The 24,086-nt window shown below is 48.2% G+C and carries 16 protein-coding genes; 5 read left to right on the forward strand and 11 right to left on the reverse strand.

Going from position 1 to position 24,086, the window contains the following annotated elements; genetic code table 11:
• The 6 genes from rraA to ABY802_RS05845 form a co-directional block, all read right to left on the reverse strand.
• Positions 1-465: ribonuclease E activity regulator RraA (gene rraA / locus ABY802_RS05820; RefSeq protein ID WP_372626080.1), on the reverse strand; the 465-nt coding region annotated here is incomplete at its 3' end.
• A 231-nt stretch (positions 466-696) separates the two neighbouring features.
• Entirely contained in the window at positions 697-2,109 is a 1,413-nt protein-coding gene (locus ABY802_RS05825) for an FAD-dependent oxidoreductase (RefSeq protein WP_372626081.1), read from the reverse strand.
• 16 nt (positions 2,110-2,125) lie between these two features.
• Positions 2,126-6,601, reverse strand: coding sequence for a glutamate synthase large subunit (gene gltB / locus ABY802_RS05830; RefSeq protein WP_372626082.1), 4,476 nt, complete (start codon positions 6,599-6,601; stop codon positions 2,126-2,128).
• A 400-nt stretch (positions 6,602-7,001) separates the two neighbouring features.
• Positions 7,002-8,183 (reverse strand): beta-aspartyl-peptidase, encoded by a 1,182-nt coding sequence (gene iadA, locus ABY802_RS05835; RefSeq protein WP_372626083.1) that lies wholly within the window; start codon positions 8,181-8,183, stop codon positions 7,002-7,004.
• A 29-nt stretch (positions 8,184-8,212) separates the two neighbouring features.
• Positions 8,213-9,697 (reverse strand): putative basic amino acid antiporter YfcC, encoded by a 1,485-nt coding sequence (yfcC, locus tag ABY802_RS05840; RefSeq protein ID WP_372626084.1) that lies wholly within the window; start codon positions 9,695-9,697, stop codon positions 8,213-8,215.
• Between the two features lie 78 nt (positions 9,698-9,775).
• Positions 9,776-12,703, reverse strand: a complete 2,928-nt coding sequence (locus ABY802_RS05845) for a TonB-dependent receptor domain-containing protein (protein WP_372626085.1) — start codon at positions 12,701-12,703, stop codon at positions 9,776-9,778.
• A gap of 421 nt (positions 12,704-13,124) precedes the next feature.
• Here ABY802_RS05845 and ABY802_RS05850 point away from each other — a divergent pair, with 421 nt between their 5' ends.
• Both ABY802_RS05850 and ABY802_RS05855 read left to right on the forward strand, forming a co-directional pair.
• A complete protein-coding gene (locus tag ABY802_RS05850; RefSeq protein WP_372626086.1) occupies positions 13,125-14,966 on the forward strand; it encodes a cyanophycinase in 1,842 nt (613 codons plus the stop codon).
• A 39-nt stretch (positions 14,967-15,005) separates the two neighbouring features.
• On the forward strand, positions 15,006-17,300 hold the full coding sequence (locus ABY802_RS05855; protein ID WP_372626087.1) for an ATP-binding protein: 2,295 nt from the start codon (positions 15,006-15,008) through the stop codon (positions 17,298-17,300).
• An 18-nt stretch (positions 17,301-17,318) separates the two neighbouring features.
• Here ABY802_RS05855 and arcA read toward each other — a convergent pair whose 3' ends face one another.
• Both arcA and ABY802_RS05865 read right to left on the reverse strand, forming a co-directional pair.
• Entirely contained in the window at positions 17,319-18,026 is a 708-nt protein-coding gene (gene arcA, locus ABY802_RS05860; protein WP_372626089.1) for a two-component system response regulator ArcA, read from the reverse strand.
• A gap of 192 nt (positions 18,027-18,218) precedes the next feature.
• Complete coding sequence (locus tag ABY802_RS05865; protein WP_372626090.1) at positions 18,219-19,931, reverse strand: ATP-binding protein; 1,713 nt, start codon at positions 19,929-19,931, stop codon at positions 18,219-18,221.
• A 146-nt stretch (positions 19,932-20,077) separates the two neighbouring features.
• Here ABY802_RS05865 and ABY802_RS05870 point away from each other — a divergent pair, with 146 nt between their 5' ends.
• Positions 20,078-20,476, forward strand: coding sequence for a DUF3293 domain-containing protein (locus tag ABY802_RS05870; RefSeq protein ID WP_372626091.1), 399 nt, complete (start codon positions 20,078-20,080; stop codon positions 20,474-20,476).
• Here the strand turns inward: ABY802_RS05870 and ABY802_RS05875 are convergent.
• Genes ABY802_RS05875 through trmB form a run of 3 tightly spaced genes read right to left on the reverse strand, consistent with a single transcriptional unit; the run spans position 20,473 to position 22,572 of the window.
• Positions 20,473-20,808: a hypothetical protein gene (locus ABY802_RS05875; protein ID WP_372626092.1), complete on the reverse strand. Its 336-nt coding sequence runs from the start codon at positions 20,806-20,808 to the stop codon at positions 20,473-20,475. The two genes, ABY802_RS05870 and ABY802_RS05875, sit on opposite strands and share 4 nt — an antisense overlap.
• A 4-nt stretch (positions 20,809-20,812) precedes the next feature.
• Entirely contained in the window at positions 20,813-21,832 is a 1,020-nt protein-coding gene (locus tag ABY802_RS05880; RefSeq protein WP_372626093.1) for a methyltransferase, read from the reverse strand.
• Entirely contained in the window at positions 21,832-22,572 is a 741-nt protein-coding gene (gene trmB, locus ABY802_RS05885) for a tRNA (guanosine(46)-N7)-methyltransferase TrmB (protein WP_372626094.1), read from the reverse strand. Before trmB ends, ABY802_RS05880 begins: the two co-directional genes overlap by 1 nt.
• Positions 22,573-22,714: 142 nt before the next feature.
• On the opposite strand from trmB, the gene mutY reads away from it, so the two are divergent.
• Positions 22,715-23,791 (forward strand): A/G-specific adenine glycosylase, encoded by a 1,077-nt coding sequence (gene mutY / locus ABY802_RS05890; protein WP_372626095.1) that lies wholly within the window; start codon positions 22,715-22,717, stop codon positions 23,789-23,791.
• A 5-nt stretch (positions 23,792-23,796) separates the two neighbouring features.
• Positions 23,797-24,069: an oxidative damage protection protein gene (locus tag ABY802_RS05895; protein WP_290612794.1), complete on the forward strand. Its 273-nt coding sequence runs from the start codon at positions 23,797-23,799 to the stop codon at positions 24,067-24,069.
• Positions 24,070-24,086 lie beyond the last annotated feature (17 nt).

Consider the following 24,086-nt stretch of genomic DNA (forward strand, 5'->3'; position numbering starts at 1 on the left):
CGCCACCAACACCCCATTATTATCGGCATAGACAAACTGGCCGGGGATAAAGTCTACCCCGGCGAAGGTCACGGTTAGGTTGATATCGCCCAAATCACGCTTGTCAGTTTTCATTGGGTGAATACCCAGTGCCTGCACGCCGAGCGGGGTTTGGCGTATTTCGTCAATATCGCGAATACAGCCGTTGATAATAATACCTTCCCAGCCATTAGCTGCGGCTTGTTCGGCCAGCATATCACCTAGCAGCGCATGGCGTTTTGAGCCGCCACCATCGACCACCAGCACCTTGCCCTGACCATTGGTAGCCACCAGTTGTTTTACCTTGGAGTTATCTTCAAAGCATTTTACGGTAACAATTTGCCCGCCAAAACACGCTTTCGCGCCGTAGTTGGTGAAAATGGGCTCGGCTATGCGAATGCAGTCGGCGTGGGCGTCGCTTAAGTCAGGTAGGGTAAATGGGGGCATGTGATACTCCTTGTATTGCGCTTATGCAGGTTCGGATTTTGTGTAGGGCTCGAACCGGTTTGCCCGCTTTTTGAATCTGCAACCAGAAACGATAAAGCGAGATTAGGCTTACCCTAAGCTGACCGTTGAAGCCCTGGACGGGCGGAAACGAGCCCCCAGGGATGGGTTTACGGCGTGTCAGCGTGGGTAAGCCGGTTCGAGCATTTCTCCGTATCCAATGCTAACAGGCTTTTACACCTGCAAATAATCTAACATCCCTTCAGCGGCTTTACGGCCCTGGGCAATGGCGGTAACTACCAGGTCAGAGCCCAGTACCATATCACCACCGGCAAAAATCTTTTGCTGGTTCGTTTGCAGGGCATAGGGGCTTTGCTCAGAGGCAACTACCCGGCCTTTAGTATCCAGCGCAACACCCATGTCAATTAACCATTGCGGTGGGCTTGGCTGAAAACCAAAGGCGATAATAACGGTATCTGCGGCTATTATCTGCTCTGAACCTGCTACAGGCTGTGGGCTGCGACGGCCTTTAGCATCGGGCGCCCCCAATTCAGTAGTCACCACTTTAACGCCGCACACCTTGCCCTCGCTATCTACTTCAATACCCAGCGGTTGCAGGTTAAACAAAAACTCTACGCCTTCTTCGCGGGCATTTTGCACTTCTTTGCGCGAGCCAGGCATATTGGCTTCATCGCGCCGGTAAGCACAGCTGACTTTGGTTGCTCCCTGGCGGATAGAGGTACGGACGCAGTCCATCGCGGTATCGCCACCGCCTAATACCACCACGGTTTTGTCTTTTAAGCTAACAAACGGGTGCTCGGTTTGCCAGCCCATCAGGTTATTGATATTGCCAATTAAAAAAGGCAGTGCTTCATACACACCGGGGGCATCTTCATTTACCAGGCCGCCTTTCATTGGCGTGTAAGTGCCAAGCGCTAAAAATACTGCATCGTATTCATCCAGCAGGCTGTCGAAGCTGACATCGACCCCGACATTGGTATTTAACCGAAACTCGATACCCATGCCTTCAAAAATTTCCCGCCGCCGGCTCAGTACTTCTTTTTCCAGCTTAAATGGAGGAATACCAAAGGTGAGCAGGCCACCAATTTGCGGATAGCGGTCGAACACCACCGGTGATACACCATTACGTACCAAAACATCGGCACAGGCTAAACCGGCCGGGCCGGCGCCAATAACTGCTACCCGACGATCGGTTTTAATCACTGCCGATAAATCGGGCCGCCAGCCCATTTCAAAGGCTTTGTCGTTAATGTACTTTTCAATACTGCCAATGGTAACGGCGCCAAAGCCCTCATCCAGGGTACAGGCGCCTTCACACAGACGGTCTTGCGGGCATACCCGGCCACATACTTCCGGTAAGCTATTGGTTTTATGCGACAGCTCGGCCGCTTCAATAATTTTGCCTTCGTTAGCCAGTTTTAACCACTGCGGAATATAGTTGTGCACCGGGCACTTCCATTCACAGTACGGGTTACCGCAATCCAGACAACGGTCGGCCTGACCTTCCACCTGGGTGTTAGTCATCGGCTGATAAATTTCCACGAACTCAATAGTACGTTCGCTGTGTGAGCGTTTTGGCGGATCAATCCGTTTTACGTCAATAAACTGATATACATTCTGTGCCATAACGTTTCCTTTGCCCTTACATCGCCTGAACCCGCAGCTCAGCAGAAGAGCGAGCGCGGTGTCCCAGCAAGGTATTTACGTCGCTGGTTTTTGGTTTTACCAGCTTAAATTTGCTTAAGTAATTGTTGAAATCAGACAGGATGCGCTGCGCTTTATCGCTGCCGGTTTCTTCCACGTGTTGGTGTAACAGGCTACGCAGGTGCTCTTGTAAAATGGGCGTGCTGATCTCCAGTGCTTCAACCAGCTCTGGGTTTAGCCGCAATTCCAGGTCATCCAGTTCATCCAGCAAATAGGCGAAACCGCCGGTCATGCCCGCGCCAAAATTCACCCCGGTGCCACCCAGTACCACGACCACGCCGCCGGTCATATATTCGCAGCAGTTATCGCCGGTACCCTCTACTACCGCCAAGGCGCCGGAGTTACGCACCGCAAAGCGCTCGCCGGCCTGGCCAGCAGCATAAAAGCGGCCGCCGGTGGCGCCGTATAAACAGGTATTACCGGCAATGGCAAAGCCGTTTTTAGCAAAGCTGGCGCCTTTGGCCGGGAAAATGGCTATCTGGCCGCCGGTCATGCCTTTGCCGACATAATCGTTAGCATCGCCTTGCAACGCCAGGTGCAGGCCGCCTGCATTCCACACCCCAAAGCTTTGGCCGGCAGTGCCGGTAAAGCGCAGGCGGATAGGATCCGTTGCCATGCCCTGGTTACCGTGCTTGCTGGCGATAAAGCCTGATAACGTGGCGCCAACCGAGCGGTCGGTATTGCGAATGGGCAGGCTGAGCTGACCACCGCTTTTATTAAGCACCATTTGCTCACAGCGCTGCAGCAATTGCTGGTTTAATGCACCCGGGTCAAATGGCGTGTTGTTTTTAACGCAGTACAGCGGCTTATCTGACGTTACCCCGCTGGCCTGTAAAATAGGGGTTAAGTCCAGTTTGGCTTGCTTCTGGGTTTCACTGGCTTTAGCGGTCAGTAAATCGGTGCGGCCAATAAGCTGAGTAAGCTCGGTTACGCCAAGCTGCGCCATTAGCTCGCGCACTTCAAGGGCTAAAAACTTAAAGTAATTCATGACCATTTCTGGCAGGCCGGTAAAGTGGTCACGGCGCAGCGTTTCATCCTGGGTGGCGACGCCAGTGGCGCAGTTATTTAAATGGCAAATACGCAGGAATTTACAGCCGAGCGCCACCATGGGCCCGGTACCAAAACCAAAGCTTTCAGCACCTAAAATAGCCGCTTTAACCACATCTAGGCCGGTTTTTAAGCCGCCATCCACTTGCAGCCGCACCCGATCGCGCAGGCCGTTTTCAACCAGCGCCTGATGCACTTCGGCCAGGCCAAGCTCCCACGGACTACCGGCATATTTAACCGAGGTTAACGGGCTGGCACCGGTGCCGCCGTCATAGCCTGATACGGTAATTAAATCGGCATAGGCTTTAGCCACCCCGGTGGCAATGGTACCGATACCAGGCTCGGATACCAGTTTTACTGAGATCAGTGCCTGCGGGTTTACTTGTTTTAAGTCGAAAATAAGCTGGGCTAAATCTTCAATAGAATAAATATCATGATGTGGCGGCGGCGAAATTAAGGTAACGCCGGGTACCGAATAACGTAAGCGGGCAATTTCAGCGGTAACTTTTTCACCGGGTAACTGGCCGCCTTCACCGGGCTTAGCGCCCTGCGCCACTTTGATCTGAATAACCTCAGCATTTACCAGGTAATGCGGGGTTACTCCAAAGCGGCCGGAAGCAACCTGTTTAATTTTGGAGTTTTTCTCGGTACCAAAACGACGTGGATCTTCACCGCCTTCGCCGGAGTTAGAACGCCCGCCTAAGCGGTTCATCGCAATGGCCAGCGCTTCGTGTGCTTCCGGACTGAGTGCGCCAATCGACATCGCTGCACTGTCAAAACGCGGATATAAGTGTTCGGCCGCTTCTACCTGGTCTAAAGCAATACTGTTTTTGGCAGCGTCGGTATCATTAGCCAGTTGCAGTAAGTCACGCAAATGGGCTACCGGGCGCTGGTTAACATGGTTACTGTAAACCCGGTAATCTTCATATTTTCCAGAGCGTACCGCTTTTTGCAGGCTGGTAACCACATCCGGGTTGTAGGCGTGGTATTCGCCGTCATGTACGTATTTTAACAGGCCACCATGGTTCATTGGTTTGCGTTTAAGCCAGGCGACATTGGCCAATTGCTGCACGTCTTGCTCAAAGTCGATAAAACTGGCACCGCCAATACGTGAGGCTACGTCAGCAAAGCACAGTTGCATCACGTCGTTGTTAATGCCCACTGCCTCAAACAAGTTAGAGCAGCGGTAACTGGCTACGGTGGAAATGCCCATTTTTGACATGATTTTATAAAGGCCCTTATTAATGCCTTTACGGTAATTAAGCACCGCCTGGCGCGCACTTAAATTAATGGTGCCTTTTTCAACCAGCTGCTCAACCGTTTCATACGCTAAAAACGGATAAATACCGGTAGCGCCCAAACCAATTAACACCGCAAAGTGATGCGAGTCGCGGGCGCTGGCCGTTTCAATAATAATGTTGGAGTCGCAGCGCAGCTGAGCATTAACCAGTGCCAGTTGCACCGCACCCACTGCCATGGCAGCCGGAATAGGAATTAAACCTTGCTCAATGCGCCGATCGGTCAGGATCACCAGTACCACACTGTTATCGCGCACTGCACTGACTACGGCGTCACACAGGGCGCGTGTTGCCTGCTCTAACGTTTGCTGCTTCGGGTCAAAGTTTAATGAGAACACCTGGTTTTTATAATATTTTTCATCAGCCTGGCGCAGCTGTTTTAAGTCAGAATACATCATCACCGGCGATTCAAACTGAATACGGCGGGCGTAACCGGCGGTTTCTTTAAACACGTTATGCTCGCGGCCAATACTGGTAGCCAGCGACATTACGTGAGACTCACGCAGCGGATCGATAGGTGGGTTGGTAACCTGGGCAAACTGCTGGCGAAAATAATCAAACAAGTTGCGGGGCTTGCGTGACAACACCGCCATCGGCGTATCGTCGCCCATAGAGCCTACTGCTTCCTGGCCGTCTTTGGCAAGCACGGTCATTACCTGCTCAATTTCTTCGTAGCTGTAGTTAAACAGCTTGTGATACACCTGCATGGTGTCATCGTCAAATACCCGTTTACCAATTAAATCGGTCTCGTACTTCTCGTAAGGCACCAGCCGCTGCACGTTGTCATCCAGCCAGCTGCGATAGGTATGGCGGGCCTTTAAATCGTTATCAATTTCATCCGAACGCCAAATTTGCCCGGTAGTGGTGTCGATCGCCAGCATCTCACCCGGGCCTACCCGGCCTTTTTCGACCACTTCATCCGGGGTGTAATCCCAGATACCGACTTCAGAGGCTAAGGTAATCAGCTTATCGCGGGTAATAACGAAGCGGGCAGGGCGTAGACCGTTGCGGTCCAGGTTACACGCTACATGCTGGCCATTAGTCATGACGATACCGGCCGGGCCGTCCCACGGCTCCATATGCATTGAGTTAAATTCGTAAAAGGCTTTTAAGTTGTCATCCATTACCCGGTTGCCCTGCCATGCTGGTGGCACTAATAAACGCATAGCACGGAATAAATCCATACCACCCGCTAACAGCAGTTCCAGCTGGTTATCCAGTGAGCTAGAGTCTGAACCTGTCTGGCCAACGAAAGGCGCAGCGTCCTGTAAGTCGGGTAATAGCGGTGAGGCAAACTTATACTGACGGGCACGGGCCCACTGCCGGTTGCCGGTAATGGTGTTAATTTCACCGTTGTGCGCCAGGTAGCGAAATGGCTGCGCCAGTGGCCAGCGTGGCATGGTGTTGGTTGAAAAACGCTGGTGAAAGACGCAAATCGCGGTTTCCATCCGGATATCGGCTAAATCGGTGTAATAGCGTGGTAAATCGGCCGGCATCATCAGGCCTTTAAATACCGTTACCAGTGAGGAAAAGCTGGGAATATAAAAATCCGGGTCTGCACTTAGCTGCTGTTCTACCCGGCGACGAACCATATAAAGACGACGTTCTAGGTCATGGTCGCCCCAACCATGGGGGGCATTAACAATAACCTGTTCAATTTGTGGCATTGACTCCAGTGCCAGCGGGCCTAACACGCTGCTATCGGTTGGTACAGTGCGCCAGGTCACCAGGCTTAAGGTTTCACGGGCTATTTCTTTATTAATAATGGCTTTGGCTGCGGCGGCTTTTTCTGGATCCTGGCTCAGGAATATCATGCCTACGCCGTATTTTTTAGCCAGATTCCAGCCATTTTCTTCAGCAATTGCCCGGAAGAAACTGTCAGGTTTTTGCATTAACAAACCGCAGCCATCACCGGTTTTACCGTCGGCAGAAATACCGCCACGATGCTGCATGCGATCCAGGCCGTTGATGGCAGTTCTGACAATCCGATGACTGGCAGCACCTTCTATATGAGCGATAAGGCCAAAGCCACAATTTTCCCGCGCCTGACTATGCTGATACAACGCCATGACTTACCTCCAAACTTACCTTGAAAATATATAAATATTTACAAAAGATGAATTATTATTCTTAAAGCTGATTTTTATACAAATGAAAGAAAATAACGAGGTCTCTTTCAGTAATTAATGCGCTGTAGTGCTGTTACTCTAATTTTCTTGGCGCTCTGCAGCTACCAAGCTGAACAGGTATACTAAGAATAAGCTAAAAAAGCAAGTGAAGTTTATCCGTCTGGCCGTCTGTTTGATTTTGAAATTGCCCGGCTGAAAATGAAAATAAATTACATGAATTGGCGCTATTTCCAGCATCAATATTACTTTGGCATAAAAAAAAGCTGCCAAAGCAGCTTTTTAGGATCCGGTAGCACATTTGGTTTGCATATATTTATGCTAAACATGCTTGGTGGCAATATTAGCGCTCAAACATGCCTTTTACCGTGGCTTTGCCTGAACTGACTAACTGTTTGCCCTTGGCAAATACCTGATTGATAGCCAGATCGTCGCGATTGAGTAAAACCAGATCGGCGTCCAGGCCGTTTGCCAATCGACCCTTTTGCTTTAGTCCCAATATTGTCGCTGGTGACTGGGTGATAGCGCAGATGGCGTCACTGATATTAACGTTATGACTTAATATAGCATCGCGCGCCGACTGATAAAGCGTACTTACCTGACCAACTTGCAGCCCCAGCAATTCACCATTGTCAGTGTAAATTGGCAGGCTGGCATTGCCGTCTGAGCTGAGCGTCAGTTGCAGCGGATTAATATCTTCCTGCAGCGCCTCAGCCAGCGCTGCCGCTGCGGCTACTTCACCGTGTTTTAGGTCGTACTCTGTCGTGCTGGTAGTGAAATCAATCACGCCGCCTTTTTTAGCAAACTCCAGGCCGGCTTCGAAAACCCGGCGGTTGCGGTTCATATGGGTAGGATAAAACTGCTTTAAGGTTAATTCAGTGCCCGTAACCGCCTGATAGATAGGTTGCAAGATACGTTCGCCAGCGCCCATATGCACGCTGACGATCCCACTCTTACCTGCCAAAATACCGCCCACTCTGGCAGCGGCCGCAACCTTGCGGATCTCATCAATGGTGGGCTGTGATGAGCGATGATCGCTTATCGCGATTTCACCGACACCAATAAACTTATCAATTAAGATTAAATCATCAGTAATGTTGCCGGTTAACGTTCGACAAGGAATTTCATATGAGCCGGTATGACAGTAAGTGGTAATACCTTCGATTTCTAATGCATGTGCTTTGGCCAGCAGGTTGGTTAATGTGCGGGTGGTGGCATCGGTCCCCAGCACGCCAATTGCAGTTGTAACCCCCCCTAAGGTAGCATCAGTCAGTTGCATTTCCGGGGTGCGGGTGGCAAAGCCGCCTTCGCCGCCACCGCCAATAAAGTGGACCAGCGAGTCGACAAAACCCGGCGTCAGGTAATAGTCACTGCCATCGATAACCGTCACCGGCAAATTGCTGCCAGCCAGATTAAAATCATTGCCGATGGCGGCTATGCGGCCACCGGCTATTACTACGTCCAATTTGCCAAGTGGCTGTGGCGCAAACAGCTCGGCATTTTTTATAAGTATAATTGAATTCAAAATATTAACCTCGAGCAGCCTTCTGGCTGCTATTGATAACCTATTGCCACGGCGATAAGCATAAAGCTACTGGCCAGCGCAAACAGCCAAAGCTGAAGTTTCCAGACAAAACGAAACCACACTGTCCAGTCAACCCTTACTACCCCTAAACAACCGATTAATGCCGCTGACGTGGGGATAATACAGTTTGTTAAACCATCACCGAGTTGGAATGCTAATACCGCAATTTGGCGCGACAGTCCGACTAAATCGGCCAACGGCGCAATAAGTGGCATAGTCAGCGCCGCCTGGCCTGAACCAGAAGCAACAAAGAAGTTGATGACCGACTGAATAATCAGCATTAACCAGGCGGACAAGTACGACGGTAAATCGCCCAGCGCCTGGCCGCTGTAATAAAGCAAGGTGTTTAGTACCGACGGTGAATTGGGCTCATCACCACCTAGTAATAGCACAATGCCTTTGGCCATGCCGACAATCAGTGCAGCGGGTAGTAGCTCTGCAGCGCCATGTTTAAAACCATCGGCGGCTTCATTCATAGTTAAGCGTTTACCTAATACGGCGATAACGGCGATAATGATACCAATAGTAAAGAACTGGCTGGCAATCTCCGGAATATAGTACTGGCGAGTGGTTACACCCCAGATAATCCAGATTAGGCCGGCAAAAAATGCCAGTAAAATAACGCTATCTAGCTTGTTGTATTCGTTTTTTGCTTCAGCACTTTGTTGTGCCCGCAATTTTTGATCGGTATTGAAACTTAACGAGAGCTCTGGTTGCGCTTTTATCCTGGCCGCATAGCGCATGGTGAAAATCATGCCAAACAAGGTGAAAACCACCCACATAGCAATGCGCAAGTCTTTACCGGACATTAATGGAATTTCCGCAATGCCCTGGGCAATAGCGACATTAAACGGGTTCATCCAGGAGGTTGCAAAACCAATTTGGGTAGCAACGTAGGTAACCAACACCGTGGTGATGGCGTCATAACCAAGTGCCAGCATCAGCGGTAGTAATATGATACAAAAAGCGATAGCTTCCTCGCCCATACCAAAGACCGCACCACCCAGTGAGAACAGGCCAAACATTAGTGGAATAAAAACAAACTCCATCCGTTTGGTTTTTTCGATAAGCGCCAGAATACCGTTGTGAATAGCACCGGTTTTCATAATGATGCCAAAAGCGCCACCAGTAAGCAGAATAAAAGCCACTACACCAATGGCTGACCCCCACTTATCGCCGGATACCAGCCCTTCAAAGGCATAGTTGAAAAAGCCAATGCCACCACCCTCTGCAAACAGCGGCACCCCTTGTTGTGCGTCTGTCACAAGGGTAAAGCTGTTTGGGTCGATTTTACCCTTAAGTTTGGCAGCCCCTTCGGCCACCGGCGCAGGCTCTATTAAACTAAACGAGCCGGCAGGTACCAGATGCGATGCAACAGCAGCCAAAATCATCACAAAAAACAGGATGACAAAGGCGTCCGGCATTGATACCAGTTGTTTTACTTGGTTAGCCATAATGTAAGCCTTGTAATAGCTATCGGTAATTAGCGGGCGCAATACCTGTTGTAGTATTTACGCCCGCTTCTTTGCTAATTAAAAGAAGTAGCTAAAGGATACACGATAGTTGCGGCCAAAGGCGTTGTGGTTAATGGAGTCGAACCCGCGGCTGCTGCCATATACCGCTGGTGGGTCACGATCCAGCAGGTTGTCGATAGTGAAGTTAAGCGATGCATGCTCAAAATCATAACCAATATTGGCACGTAGTGTGGTCCAGGCTGAAACATCACGAGTGCCATCAGCATCAATCAGACCTAACTCATCCAGCTCATCAAGGTTGCGACTGCGTAACCGCGCAGTATCGTCCAGGTATGACGAGGTATACAGCGCGGTTAACCCCAGATAAAGCGCTTCGCCGCTCCAGGAAATGCGGGCACTACCGATATTTTCCGGATAACGGAAAGTACCAATTAATGCCTCAACTTCATCCGAGCCTGCTTTATTGCGCTCAAACTCCAGGTAGTGGGTCCAGTCCAGATCCAGCCCTAAGCGGCCGCCGGCCAAGTCAAGAGTATGGCTGAAACTAGCATCAATACCGCTAACGTCTTGGCGGCCAACGTTATCCAGCTGGATAACATGGTCACGGAACAGCGGCAATTCAGCAAAGCGCGGATCGTCGTACTCAACCCAGGCATCCAGGATTTCTGCCATATTGGCGCCGTCATCTTCAACAGTTCGTCCGGCCAGATCGGTAACATCACATAAGTCAGGATCGTAAGAGATACCCAGTTCGCCATCAGGCACCAGGCCACAATGACGGACACTGGCATCAGTTGCCGTGCGGGCCAACATTGCGGTCATATCGGTATCGACCAGTTTTTTATGCTCAAACTGCCAGTAATCGACGGTAAGTGTGGTGTCCTGAGTCGGGCTCCAGCCAAAACCAACGCTGACAGACTCTGAAGTTTCGGCTTCAAGCGCAGCATTACCCAGTTCCAGCACATTCGGGCTGCTGGTAAAACCGGCACCGTCACAGTACAAGTCAGAAACGGTTTGGTTAGCACTACAATCAAAGGTTGCGGTAGTGGTTCTTAGTTTTACCCCTGCCTGAGTAAGTGACGGCGCCCGGAATGAAGTGGCCCAGGAGCCTCGAATCACTAAGCTGTCCAACGGCCGCCAGGTAATACCGACTTTAGGGTTTAAGGTGCTACCAAAATCATCGTAGTGGTCGTAGCGGCCAGCCAGTTGTAATTCAACCGTATCAGTTAAGGGCGCGTAAATTTCGGCAAAAGCGGCCATCTGGGTTCGGTCAGCAGCAGAGAGGCTGGAACCAAAGCCGAAGACATCTACCAGGTAACCATTGGCGGCACTGGCCTGAGCGTTAGCAGATGGCGTATCAGTAATTTCTTCTTTACGTAATTCAAGACCAAATGCCGAGCGCACCAGCTGGCCATTCAACTCAAATAAATCACCACTTATCCGTGCATCCCAGCCATAAACCGTACTAACACCATCGCGGGTAGGAACTTCCTGAGCCAGTGCTAATAGTGCTTCATTTCCTGCATCATTGGCTAAAAACGGGTTGTAGACCCCCGCCAGACCTGCACCACTGCCGCACGTTAACGTGCCGGCATCACTATTATAGCTGGCGATAGTACCGTCCTGGCAAAGTTCGCCGGCAATAGCTGCATGATATTTATAGCGATTGTAAATACCAGCTATCGCCTCTTGCTCCGACTCAGAGCGTGATAATAATACCGCAGTTTCCCAATCCCAGTTGTCAGTACTGCCAGCGATACTGCTAACCAGCCGGAATGAATCGCTGGTCACTTCAACGGTTCTTGGGGTATTAAAGCGAGCATCGAACTGAAAACCAAACAACCGCTGACCCGCCACACTGGTGAAGGGGTCAATATAAATTTGATCGAGCAACGAGTCGCGCACGGCGTCAGGGAAAACATCCAGTGCGGTTTCCTGAACCCAGGCACCTTCACTGTCATCAACCTGATTAATCGGGGCTGGGCTGGACGAAGAAACCGATGAGGTGTGGCTGTAGAAAAAGTCGGTATTCCATATCAGGTTGTTGCCCAGCTCTTTGCGGAAATTAAAGCCGGCAGAGGCACTTTCAAACGGCGTTTCCAGTACATCATCCTCGTTTGCATAGTATGCACAGATTTGCTCGCCAAATTCGGTGGTAACCAGTTCGCTGGTGCAGCCCGGGCTGGCTATTTCGTCGCCGCTAACGGCCGAAAAGAAATAAATGTTAGGTACGCCTTTCGGTAAGTAAGAGTAGTTACTTACCAAATTTGGGTTGCGGGTGAAGTCACGATCCTGCGCAGTGTAGCCCTTGCGATCATAGACGTCAGCAAATATGGTCAGATTACCGCCGGCCAGTTCTGTACCCAGCACAATGTTAGCGTTAACTTTCGCATCATCTGATGAAGCAGTACTGTTGCCATAGGATACGTTAAGCTCTGCACCTTCATAATCTGTTTTCAGAATATAGTTAATGACCCCGGCCACAGCATCGGCACCGTAAATTGCTGAAGCACCGGTTGCCAGCACTTCTATCCGCTCAATGGCTGCCAACGGAATGCTGTTAACGTCAACAAAGTTCTGAGTGCCGGCGGCAAACGAAGAGGCGGCAATTCTGCGGCCATTTACCAGCGTCAATGTTGAAGATGGACCAAGACCACGCAGCGATGCTGCTGCCTGACCGGCTGGAGTCGAAGTAGATGTTGCACCGCTCTCAGAAGTAGAGAAGGTACCGCTACCACCTCGCACCTGACCTAGATCTTTTAACAGATCATAAATTGAACTGGCCCCTGAGTTTTTAATATCTTCTGCAGAGATAACAACCAGTGGTTGAGTGCCTTCCAGATCAACACCTTTGATCCTTGAACCGGTAACTTCAATTCGTTCTACTTTTTTTTCTTCTTCTTTGGCCGTTTCTTGTGCATAGCTAAAAGGAGACGCGAGTAAGCTGCCAGCAATAGCCAGCGCCAGTGGAGTTAAGTTACGCATAGTTACACCTGTGTTTTTTAGGCATGCGATCAGCTAAGGATCGGCATAGCCTGTAATTTGCTTTATTTTTGCTTTAATGGGTTTGTTTAAATAGAACACTTCAGGCTAACCGCAGTTGCCTGATAGGTTTCTATTCGTTAAACCACTCAGAAAGGTAGTATGACGAATAGTGATATGAGCCGAGCATTAGTGCTTTCTTTAACATATCGCTACTTTAAAAAGTGAGTTATCAGTTATAAATTTCAATATTTTGTTTCCGGCAATGAATTAAATCAGCGCCGAAAACAATCTTATTTCTACTTCTAATTGGCAAAGATGTCAATACAGGATAATCTGTATGCCTTAAATATGGGGTTCGCGCCTGGCGCATTATCAGTAGTCTGCAGGCCCTGGTGGCCTGAAAAACAATAAGAAAGAGCCGATGAAAAAAATAACTGTTTGTTTATCAGCCATTTTAATGGCAATGCCGGTTTTTACTCTTAGTGCCAATGATGAAAATAAAACGATGCCTGAATACTCAATGCTGTTGATGGGTGGCGGGCTTGCCGCCTGTAGCTCAACCAGCACCAGGGATTGTCTCAGCAACGATGTGTTTTCTGCGGCGGCTAAAAAACATAGTGTGTTTCAGTTGACTGCCGAGAATCTGCAAGCGATTAACAGTCCAGGGTTCTGGTCAGAAGATCGAATCATTGAACAACAGCAAACCCTTGCCATTTTAGAGTTTTTGCGGGGACAACTGGCTAATGACCGGGTCTCTGAACGCGAACTGCAGAGATTGTGGCGCAGCGCCGAGATTGAAGTGGATGGTATCTGGGTATCTGGACGCACGGTTTATGCTGGTTTAAACGGCCGTGAGCTGAATTTTGTGCTGGATCAGCTGGAAGTACCGGTAATGACTGAAAAGAGTGCAAACCGAACCAGTCAACGGAGCCGGGAATTTGCCGATCTGGCCAACACAAAAAATCAGTTTACGGTGGAGCTGTATCAGAAGTTTGTCGCTATGGCTCAGCAAGTAGCGGGGGAGCAACGTAAACCAAGGATCCTGGTGGTTACTGCATCATCACGCGATCCGTTTGCGGCTGTTGATTTTTATACTAATTTATTTACCGAAGCCGGAGCTGATGTTAGCTGGCTACCTATCAGTGCAGCCTATCAGGCTGCCTGGCAGAGCGGTGATAAAAATAGCTGTGCAGAACTGGATAAACATCTGGCCGAGCAGCATGGCACTTATCAACGCCAGCGGGTGTACCCTGATTTAATGACTCAGAAAACTGAGTTTTGCCAGGACGGCAGTAAAGGCGCTGTAGCAAAAATTCGACGGGCAGATGGAATCTTTTTTAACGGTGGCGACCAGAGTTTAACCTTAAAAGCCTTGCGGCTTGATGACGGCTCTGCCTCAGCCGAGCTACAACAGATAGAGCGAATGCTGGCAGCTGGCCAAATTGTGGTGGCGGGTACCAGCGCGGGCACGGCTGTGATGTCAGGTGGCAGCTTTAACGGGCAACGCACTCCAATGATAACCAATGGTGACAGTTTTAATGCTATGCAATTTGGTGCGTTCGATCTGCCAGCGCCTGAGGTAGGCTGTGATAAAGATTTGAGTTGCAGTAATGGTCTGGCAGAAAGCCACCTTACTTACAGCGGCGCCGGTGGTCTGGGATTATTTCGCTGGGGAGTGCTCGATACCCATTTTTCTGAGCGTGGTCGGCAGGGGCGCTTGATCCGCTTGCTGCACGATACCCAAAGCCGCTTTGGTTTTGGTATTGATGAAAATACTGGCTTACTGGTAGGTTTTGGCGTTAATCCTGAACAGCCTGCTGTACGGATGGCCGTGCTCGGCGAGGCAGGTGTTTATGTGGTTGATATGAGTAACGCCAATAGCAGTGGTGAAGGTAATGCCTTGACGCTGCGTAATGTGGTAACCCATTATCTGACCCGGGGCGATGAATTGGAAATAAACGCAAACCTGATGCGAAGCCGCTTTGCCAACTGGAAATTTGCCCCTAATAATCCGGCGCAACCTCTACTGAGCTCGGGTGAGATATTTGAACGTGATAATTATAAGCAAGTGAGTCATTTATTGTGCCTGACTCAGGCTCGCCAGGCAGAAGGGCGTGCCATGAAAGTTGGCCAGGGCTATGCGGTGACCATTTATAAAGACCATAGTTCTTATACCCGCCAGGGTAGTTTTAGACAGCAAGCAGAAGACGTAGCATACTGTTCATATCGCAATATGATGGTAGACCTGCAACCCGCCAATTAAGGCGCTTGTGGAACATGACCTTGTAAAGGGTATCGAATAATGCAAAGTCCGGTACACCCAAAGGTTAAAGCTTTTGCTGCATTGATAAAGCGCTGGGGTAAATTTCGCCTCGGCCTTTTATTGTGGCTAAGTTTGCTGGCATTGCTGGTAATGGGGCACTATACCTACGCTGCATTATTCGCGGTGGAGGTTGACTGGTCAATGCTTAAGGCCCAGTCAATCCTCGTCATGTTCGCTAGCCCCGTTGTTATTCTCATCGTTTTTTATCTGGTGCTGCACCTAAATGCCGCCTTGCTATACCTGAAAGACTCTGCTCATCAGGAGCGCCTGCTAAACCAGAATATGCAGGACAGTATCCGACAGCTGAACTTTGAAATAGAAGAGCGTAAGAAGGCGTTTCAGGCGAAAAGACGTGCTGTTGATGAGCTACGCAAAGAAATCTCTGAGCGTAAAAAAACCCAGCAGGAACTGGAAGAGCAAAGTTTACTGATCCGTTCTATCGTTGATAGCTCGCCTGATTTATTCTACTACCGCGATGAAAACGGTCATCTGGCCAGTTGCAACAAGATGTTTGAAATTATCATGGGGAAAACATCGCAGGAGCTTATAGGCTTTCATCCTGCTGAGCTGTATACCGAAGACAGTGCTCAGGCTGCTATTTTAACGGAATATGAGGCAGCAGCAGAACACACCGAGCTAACCCTGGATGTTGAGTTTGTGAAGCAGGACGGTCAGATCCTCTGGTTTGAAATGCGTAAAGTGCCATTTTACGATGGCCAGGGACGCTACATTGGCTTACTGGGTTTTGGTCGCGATATTACCTCGCGGAAACTGGCAGAGCAGGCCCTTGAAAAAGCCTATCAGGACAAAGGTAAATTTATTGCCACACTGAGCCATGAGCTTAGGACGCCGCTTAATGGTATTGTTGGGTTGAGCCGGCGGTTACTTGATAGCACCTTAGGGCCTGAACAGCACAGTTGGGCTAATACTATCTTCAGCAGTGCGGAGACCCTTGGCAATATTTTCAATGATATTATTGATTTAGACAAAATTGACCGCCAGGACTTAGATATTGTTTATCAAAGTATCCATATTCAGGGCTTTTTAAATGATATTGCTAACTTCGCAGAGCTAATTTGCCAGCAAAAGGGGCTGAATTTTATACTGCGTTGTCAGGGCGATATGGATACCTATTTGAAAATTGATGCAACCCGATTGCGTCAGGTGCTATGGAACCTGCTAAATAATGCGGTTAAATTTACTGCTCACGGGCAGATAGGCCTTGATTGCACGCTAAATGCTAATCATGCACAGCTGCTATTTAAAGTTCAGGACACTGGTATTGGCATTGCCACTGCTGAGCAGGAACGCATCTTTGACATGTACTATAAGTCTACTGATGGCCGTCGGCTAAGTATTGTTGGTTCTGGCATTGGCTTGTCGGTGTCACGCGCGTTGGTTGAAGCTATGGGGGGGGAGGTCTCCTTAACCAGCAAACCCGGCGAGGGCAGTTGTTTTAGTATCTTGCTACCAACGGAGCAGGTAAGTGCACCAAGTGATACTACGGTGTCCTGCCCGGAACTGGTTATATTGTTGATTGAAGATGTACCACTGAACGCGGAAATTGCCATAGCCCTGCTTGAGCAACGCGGGCATAGCGTTATCCACGCAGAAACAGGCGAAGATGCCATAGCCTTGCTGGAAACCGAAGACGATATTGATCTGGTGCTTCTTGATATGCAGTTGCCTGATATGAGCGGTGATCAGATTGCCCGTTATATCCGCAATGAAAGCCATTTGCAAAGCATACCAATAGTGGTACTCAGTGCAAATGTCAGAAAGGCTGAAGAGCAATTAACGGATATTCAGGTAGATGGCGCTTTAGCAAAGCCAATAAATACCAACAAGCTTGATCAGATGCTGGCACAACTGTTTTCGCCCAGTGCGTTAAAGTTGCAACAGTTAAGTCCCGGTACTGAGGTTGATACAGAGAACCAAATTCTGGATATGGCAACTTTGCAGGACTATATGCAGTCACTGGGACCAGACGCGATGAAGCGCAGCGCCCAGCTATTTGCGCAGCTATTACCCGGCTACATTAATAAGATGATTGAAGCTGCGGTACAGCAAAACCCCGAAGACTTTAAAGAGTCGGCGCACAAACTAAAAGGAGCGGCAGCATCAGTTGGTCTGCTCTGGGTACAGCAACAGGCAAAAATGTTTGAACAGGGCCCAGCAGGCTGGCATGGCATGGAGCGTCAACTGGTCGATTATCACTTAAAAATAGAGCAGCACCTGGCTGCTCTGCAAGAATTTATAGAAGCTAACTCCTAATAAGTTAGCTTTTTATCTCTACTTATCGATTTTACCAACAAAGCGGTAACCTTCACCGTGGATAGTGCTGATTAACTCCGGGCTGTCGATGTCAGATTCAAAATGTTTGCGGATACGGCGGATGGTCACATCTACCGTGCGGTCATTCGGACGTAAATCACGGCCGGTCATGTGGCGGATAAGCTGTTCACGGGTAAAGATTTTGCCTGGTGTGTCCAGCATTAAACGCAGTGCGCGATATTCACCTTTCGGTAAACGACGAGCCATGCCTGTGGGGGAAGTCAGGTTACGGCTGTTTTCATCCAGCGTCCAGCCATTAAACTTTACAATACTTTTATGTTCTTCAACCACAGGTTGAGCCACTGTGCGGCCCAGCAGGTTACGGGCACGAATTGTTAATTCGCGTGGGTTAAAAGGCTTAGTCAGATAGTCATCAGCACCAATTTCCAAACCCAGGATCCGGTCTACTTCACTGTCACGACCTGTTAGGAAAATTAAACCAATGTTTTCTTTCTGACGTAATTCGCGTGCCAGGATAAGACCGTTTTTGCCTGGTAAGTTAATGTCCATAACAACCAGGTTAACCGGATTTTGTTCCAGCTTTTGATACATCTCTTCGCCATTAACTGCTTCGATGACATCATAGCCTTCACCCTGGAACAGATTAACCAGATTGAGTCTGGTAACTTCTTCATCTTCAACGATCAGAATCACAGGTGTTTGCATTAGAGTTAAACCTTATGTTTTTTTTGTGAACAGTATAGCGCACTAATTACTATAGTTGCCGTGGACATGTCAAATAGTGGCGCAATTATAGCGGGCTGCCCAATTGTTAACAAGAATTTTGTTAACAATTGGCACTTAATCATTAGTAACTGCTTATTAATAAATAAAAATATGTTTTAATACAATAAGGTATTATTGATTTTTGTTTTTGTGACTATTATCTATGACCGGAAAGTCGATAAGTATCTGCACACCTTGACCAAGGGTGCTATTAAAACTGATTGTGCCATTTAAAGCCTGGGTAACCAGGTTATATACCAGGTGTAAGCCCAGACCACTGCCACCTTCGCCTCGCTTAGTGGTAACGAAGGGATCAAAAATTCGTTTTTTAATATTCTCAGGTACACCATTGCCATTATCACGATAGGATAGCTTACAGCGCGTGCCGCTGATTTTTACGGAAATAGTGATTTTACCCTGATCGGTATTCTCGAAGGCGTGAATAAGGCTATTCATTATAAGGTTAATCAGAATTTGGTTTATCGGCCCGGCCTTACTCTCAATAATCAGTTCTGGCGGGCATTCAACTATGACCTGATGATGACTTTTTTTAAGGTTAGGCCTTAAAGATAGTAAAACCTCATTTATCAGTTGCGCCATATTGAAGTTGCGCTGGCTGTCGTGCGATTGATCAACCGCTACCTGTTTAAAGCTGCTGATTAAGCCTGCTGCGCGCTCCAGGTTGCGATAAATAATCCCCAGGTTTTCTTTGCTTTCACTTAAAAATCTACCCAGCTGGGAAGAGGTCAGCTTTTTATCTGTAAATGCCCGCTCTATCTGAGTCAGCCTGTCTTGCAGTAAAGTTGATGCGGTTACTCCCAGGCCAATAGGGGTGTTTACCTCATGAGCAACGCCGGCTACCATTTGGCCCAGACTGGCCATTTTTTCTGTTTCGACGATTTGATTCTGATATTGATGCAAGGTAGCAAGGGTATTCAATAACTCCTGATTTGATGATTTCAGCGCATCGGTGCGCTCGTTTACTTTTTGTTCAAGAGCTTGATAAAGTTCACGAATTTCTGTTTCAGTTTGTTGTTGCTTTATAATTTGCCGCTCAACCTTGTCGAGCATCGTGTTTAGCGCTTTACCTAACACATTGAACTCCTCCACATTAGTCTGCGGAGCACGCAGGTGATATTCTTTATCTTTAGCAATACGTTGCACCAGCTGCATTAGCTGATTTATTGGTGTGGTAAAGCGTTGATCGAGTTTCCTGGTCAGAAAATACGCAACAATTAAAACGCCGATAATTATCAACAGATCGATTAACACGTTATTTTGGATGTACGTCTGCAATTCTTGCTGACTCGCTCTGATGTAAACATAACCTGCAAGAGCATCGCCAACTCTGATTTCCTGACTCAACTCTATGTGATTGTCAGAGGATAGTGGGGTTGAAAAAGAGGCAACTTTGTCGAACTGCGCCGGATAAGGGCCAATACCACGGGCGTTGTAAATTGAGTACAGTGCTAATTTATCGGAGGCAGCTTGCAACCGGTAAATATGGATGTTGTGAAACATTGGAACGGCAGCAAAGGAGTGCAATCGATTTTCTTCTAGGTGGGCAAAATCGTTGTAGATATTTTCCTTTTCATCGGTAAATTTTGCCTCAGATTCTACGATGCGTTGTTCTGCTGCGACAAAGCTGGCTTGAGCATTGAAGGCGATGATACTGGCGTAAGTTTGCAGTTCTCGAATGAGAGCTTTACGCTGTTGTCCGATATCGTGCAACGTTGAAGCGAGCATTGCAACACAAGTTGTCAGGCTGCAAATCGCCATTACACCGACAAACAAGGCACTTCTGATAGTACTGGTTTTTGAACTGGTGTTGACTACTGCTTTCATGCATTGCTCACTTTTAGCTGACATTGCTGCAACTGTTCCAGATTAAGCATTGATGTTATGCAGTTAAGGACGTTTTAGCAAACCTGTTTGGTAATTTTCTGGCTGACGGGTATAGTTATCTGGATTGTTTCCAGTAGGTGCAACAAATGTCGTTATGGCAAGCTTATAAAGACAGTGTGTTTATCTGCCGGCAACGCCTGGCAACGCAATTAGATTTTGCGATTATCAGCGCTCAGAATCCGGCCGGAGAACTTAAAAATCCGCATATCAATTTGTGCCTGGACAAACAGTTTGAAGGAATTCTACAACAAGCACGCATGCCATTTCGGGCAGTTATCGGCGCCTCGGCCGATTTAAAATTTCAGGAAAAGAGTTGGATAATATTTTGCGAGAAATTACAGGCAATGCAATTGGCTCGTGATTTTCAGCAAAATGCACTTTATTGGGTAACGAATAATAAGCTATATCTGGTTCCTGTTTTGTATCAGCAGACAGAAGAGTATCTTGGCTTATTCGATAGCAGAGTTATCTTACTGGCTGATTAACGTTGCCGTTTGAGAATGGCCAGGATCACGGGTAGATCTTCTTTATATTCCGCCTGATACTGGCGCCGAGTCATATTTTGTTCAATTCTTTGTTGTTCGCTGCCGGGTTGTTGCAGCAGTGGCAGAAAATCTGTCACGCAAATACAGATTAACTGTAATTCGTTTTGAGATGGCAGTATATCAGCCCGATACAGCTGGTGAGGACAGGCTTTAAACCGGTTTTTGTTTTGAATACACTGCTGTGGTACATCGGCTTGTGCCGGCATTACTCCTGCGATAACCAGGGGTACCCCCAGTACTCGCCATGCCAGCATCATTACCCCTTTTTTCATTGCCTTACCTTTTAATTGCCTGATATATAACAAAGCCATTGGTCTTAGCCAATATTGCCACTTTGCCAAAGGTTTGTTCAAGCAGCGTATGGTATGCCAGATGCGTGTTAGCAACCAGTGTTAAACTTCCACCGACATTAAGACGGCTTTTACTCTGGCTGATAAACGCTTCACTGATACTATAGTCGGTCTTTATGCCGGTGTGAAACGGCGGATTACTGACAATATGATCAAAGCTTGCAGGTTGTGCCGGTAAGCCATCTGCTGTTATTACCGTGCCTTGCAGCTTATTCGCGTTAAGGGTCTGACGGGTGGCTTCAGTGGCCAGCGCACTGACATCTGAGCAATATAAATTGAGCGAATTGTGGCGTTTTTTTAGATAAGCGCCGATTACGCCGCTGCCACAACCAAAATCTAAAACACTGCCCTTGACAATATGTTCAATATTATCAAGCAATAAAGCAGTACCAATATCCAGTTTGCCATGATTGAACACGCCGGCGATGGAGCAAATATTAAGTTCGGTACTGTTAATGGTTAGTTTGTGCTGGCTAAATGCTGGTTTGGCAAGGAGTTGTAGTGAGCCACTTAAGTAATACCACAGGCAATGCTTAGCGTTGTCCAGTTTATTAGCTTGTAAGCCTAATTTATCGGCATGGCTGCTGAGGCTTTTAATGCCGCCCTTATTATCACCAACCAGATAAAGCTGGCTGTTATCACCTAAGGCAGGAGCAAGGTTTGCCAGCGTTAGATTAAGTTGCTCTTTACTCTTCGGGTAAAAGATCACCACAGTGTCAAATTGTTGGTTGAATGTTGGTAACGCACTGAAATAACACGTTGCTGAGGAGTGCTGCCAGGTGCTCGCAACGGCAGCATTTGTGGTGTAACAGCTTAAGGTTGCAGCCTTTGGCAGGTTTGCCAGCAGGCTGCGGCAAACTTCATCAGCTTCTGGTTCAACAATTAGAATATTGCCGGTTAAATCGGCAATATTACGCATTAGCATCTGGCTGGCGTTAGTGAGCATCAACTTATCCTTTCAAACATAAGATCCCAGACGCCATGGCCGAGGCGCTGCCCACGTTGTTCAAATTTGGTAAGAGGCCGGTGCTCCGGGCGTTCAACATAATTGCCGGTAGCAGATAAGTTAGCAAAGCCTTCTGCTGTCTGCATGACTTCCAGCATATGCTCAGCATAGTTTTGCCAGTCGGTTGCCATATGGAACACCCCACCAATCTGCAGTTTCTGGCGTAATAACTGGACAAAATCATGCTGCACTATCCGCCGCTTGTGATGGCGTTTCTTATGCCAGGGATCAGGGAAAAACAATTGCACAGTACTCAGACTACTATCGGCTATCGTATCATTAAGCACTTCTACTGCATCATGTTCAAATAAACGTAAATTGCCAAGCCCAGCAGCCGCTGCATCGCCCAGGCAAGCGCCAACGCCGGGTTTATGAACCTCAATACCGATAAAGTTTTTATCGGGGGCATGTTGAGCCATCGTAACCAATGACTTTCCCATGCCAAAGCCAATTTCCAGCACCACTGGCGCAGCACGGCCAAATACCTCAGTCAGGTTTAATGGTGTGCTTTGATAAGCTAAACCAAATGCGGGCCAGTGGTTATCCAGGGCATTTTGCTGACCTTTGGTCAGCCGGCCTTCACGCAGCACAAAAGAGCGGATTTTACGCATGTAAGGCACATTTTCACTTTGCCCGGCGGCCGGTTCCTGAGTTTCTGGTTGCTCTGGGGTGTTGGTCATTTATGGCTCCATAATCAAACTGCGGCGCACATTATGCGGATATTAGAACAGAAGCTCAACTGACGTTTTGCGTTGGCTTTCAACTGCAAGCTGCTTATACTGCGCAGCAATTCGCGAGTTGGCTGGGATGTGGAGAGCGCTGTTGCAAAAAGATACTGCTAATTGGTTTTCAGATCAGCTGCTTAGCTGGTATCAGTTACACGGTCGTAAAACGCTGCCATGGCAAATAAATAAAACACCTTATAAAACCTGGCTCAGTGAGGTGATGTTGCAGCAAACCCAGGTAACTACCGTAATTCCTTATTTCGAGCAGTTTATTCAACGTTTTCCTGATATAAAAAGTTTAGCGGCTGCGCCACTGGATCAGGTACTGCATTTGTGGACAGGGCTTGGTTACTACGCCCGTGCCCGTAATTTACACAAAACGGCGCAGATTATAGCGACTGAGTATGATGGAAAATTTCCGATTGAATTTGACCAAGTACTTGCCCTGCCAGGCATTGGGCGCTCTACCGCCGGAGCCATTTTGTCGTTAGCGTTGGGGCAGCACTATCCTATTTTAGATGGCAATTGCAAAAGGGTATTAAGCCGTTTTTCGGCCGTTGCCGGTTGGCCAGGCAATAAAGCGGTAGAGCAGCAGTTATGGGCGCTGGCTGAACAGGTTACCCCGCAAGGAGAACAGGTCTCGGCATTTAATCAGGCGATGATGGACCTGGGAGCAACATTATGCAGTCGCAGCAAACCCCGCTGTGCACAGTGCCCACTGCATTTAAACTGCCGCGCAGCTCAGGCCGGTGAGCAAATGGCTTATCCTGCAAAAAAACCAGCAAAAACCATCCCGGAGAAACAAAGCTTCTGGTTAATGCTGCAGTACCAGCAGCAGATACTTTTGCAGCAAAGGCCTGCAAGTGGTTTATGGGGCGGCCTATATGGCTTTATTGAGTTTGGCAGTGAACAGCAACGATCAGATTACCTGCTGTTAAACGATTTAAAAGTAGCAACAGCACTTGAACTACCAGCATTTCGACATACTTTCAGTCATTTTCGCTTATGGATAACCCCTCTGTTAGTGCAGCTTGCGACAAAACCTGAACTGGTGCAGGAGCAAACGGCTGCACAATGGTTTACAATAGCGCAATTACCGCAGGTGGGGTTATCTGCACCTGCTAAAATCCTGCTGCAACAGTTGCAGGCATTACAACCCCGTAATGAGGAGTAAAGTTGATGAGTAGAACGGTTTTTTGTCAGTACTTGCAAAAAGAGGCGCCTGGAATGGATTTTCAGTTATATCCGGGTGAGCTTGGCAGTAAAATTTTTGCGTCGATTAGCAAAGAGGCCTGGAGTAAGTGGCAGGCTAAGCAAATTATGCTGATTAACGAGAAAAAGCTGAATATGATGAATCCTGAACATCGGCAATTTCTGGAGCAACAGATGGACGCCTTTTTGTTTCAGGGCGAGGATATTGAAATTGAAGGCTACAAGCCCCCAGCTAGTTAACTATTGAGCTAAGTAAA

The sequence above is a fragment of the Arsukibacterium sp. genome, from assembly GCF_041616895.1.
In the GTDB taxonomy this organism is placed as follows: Bacteria; Pseudomonadota; Gammaproteobacteria; order Enterobacterales; family Alteromonadaceae; genus Alishewanella.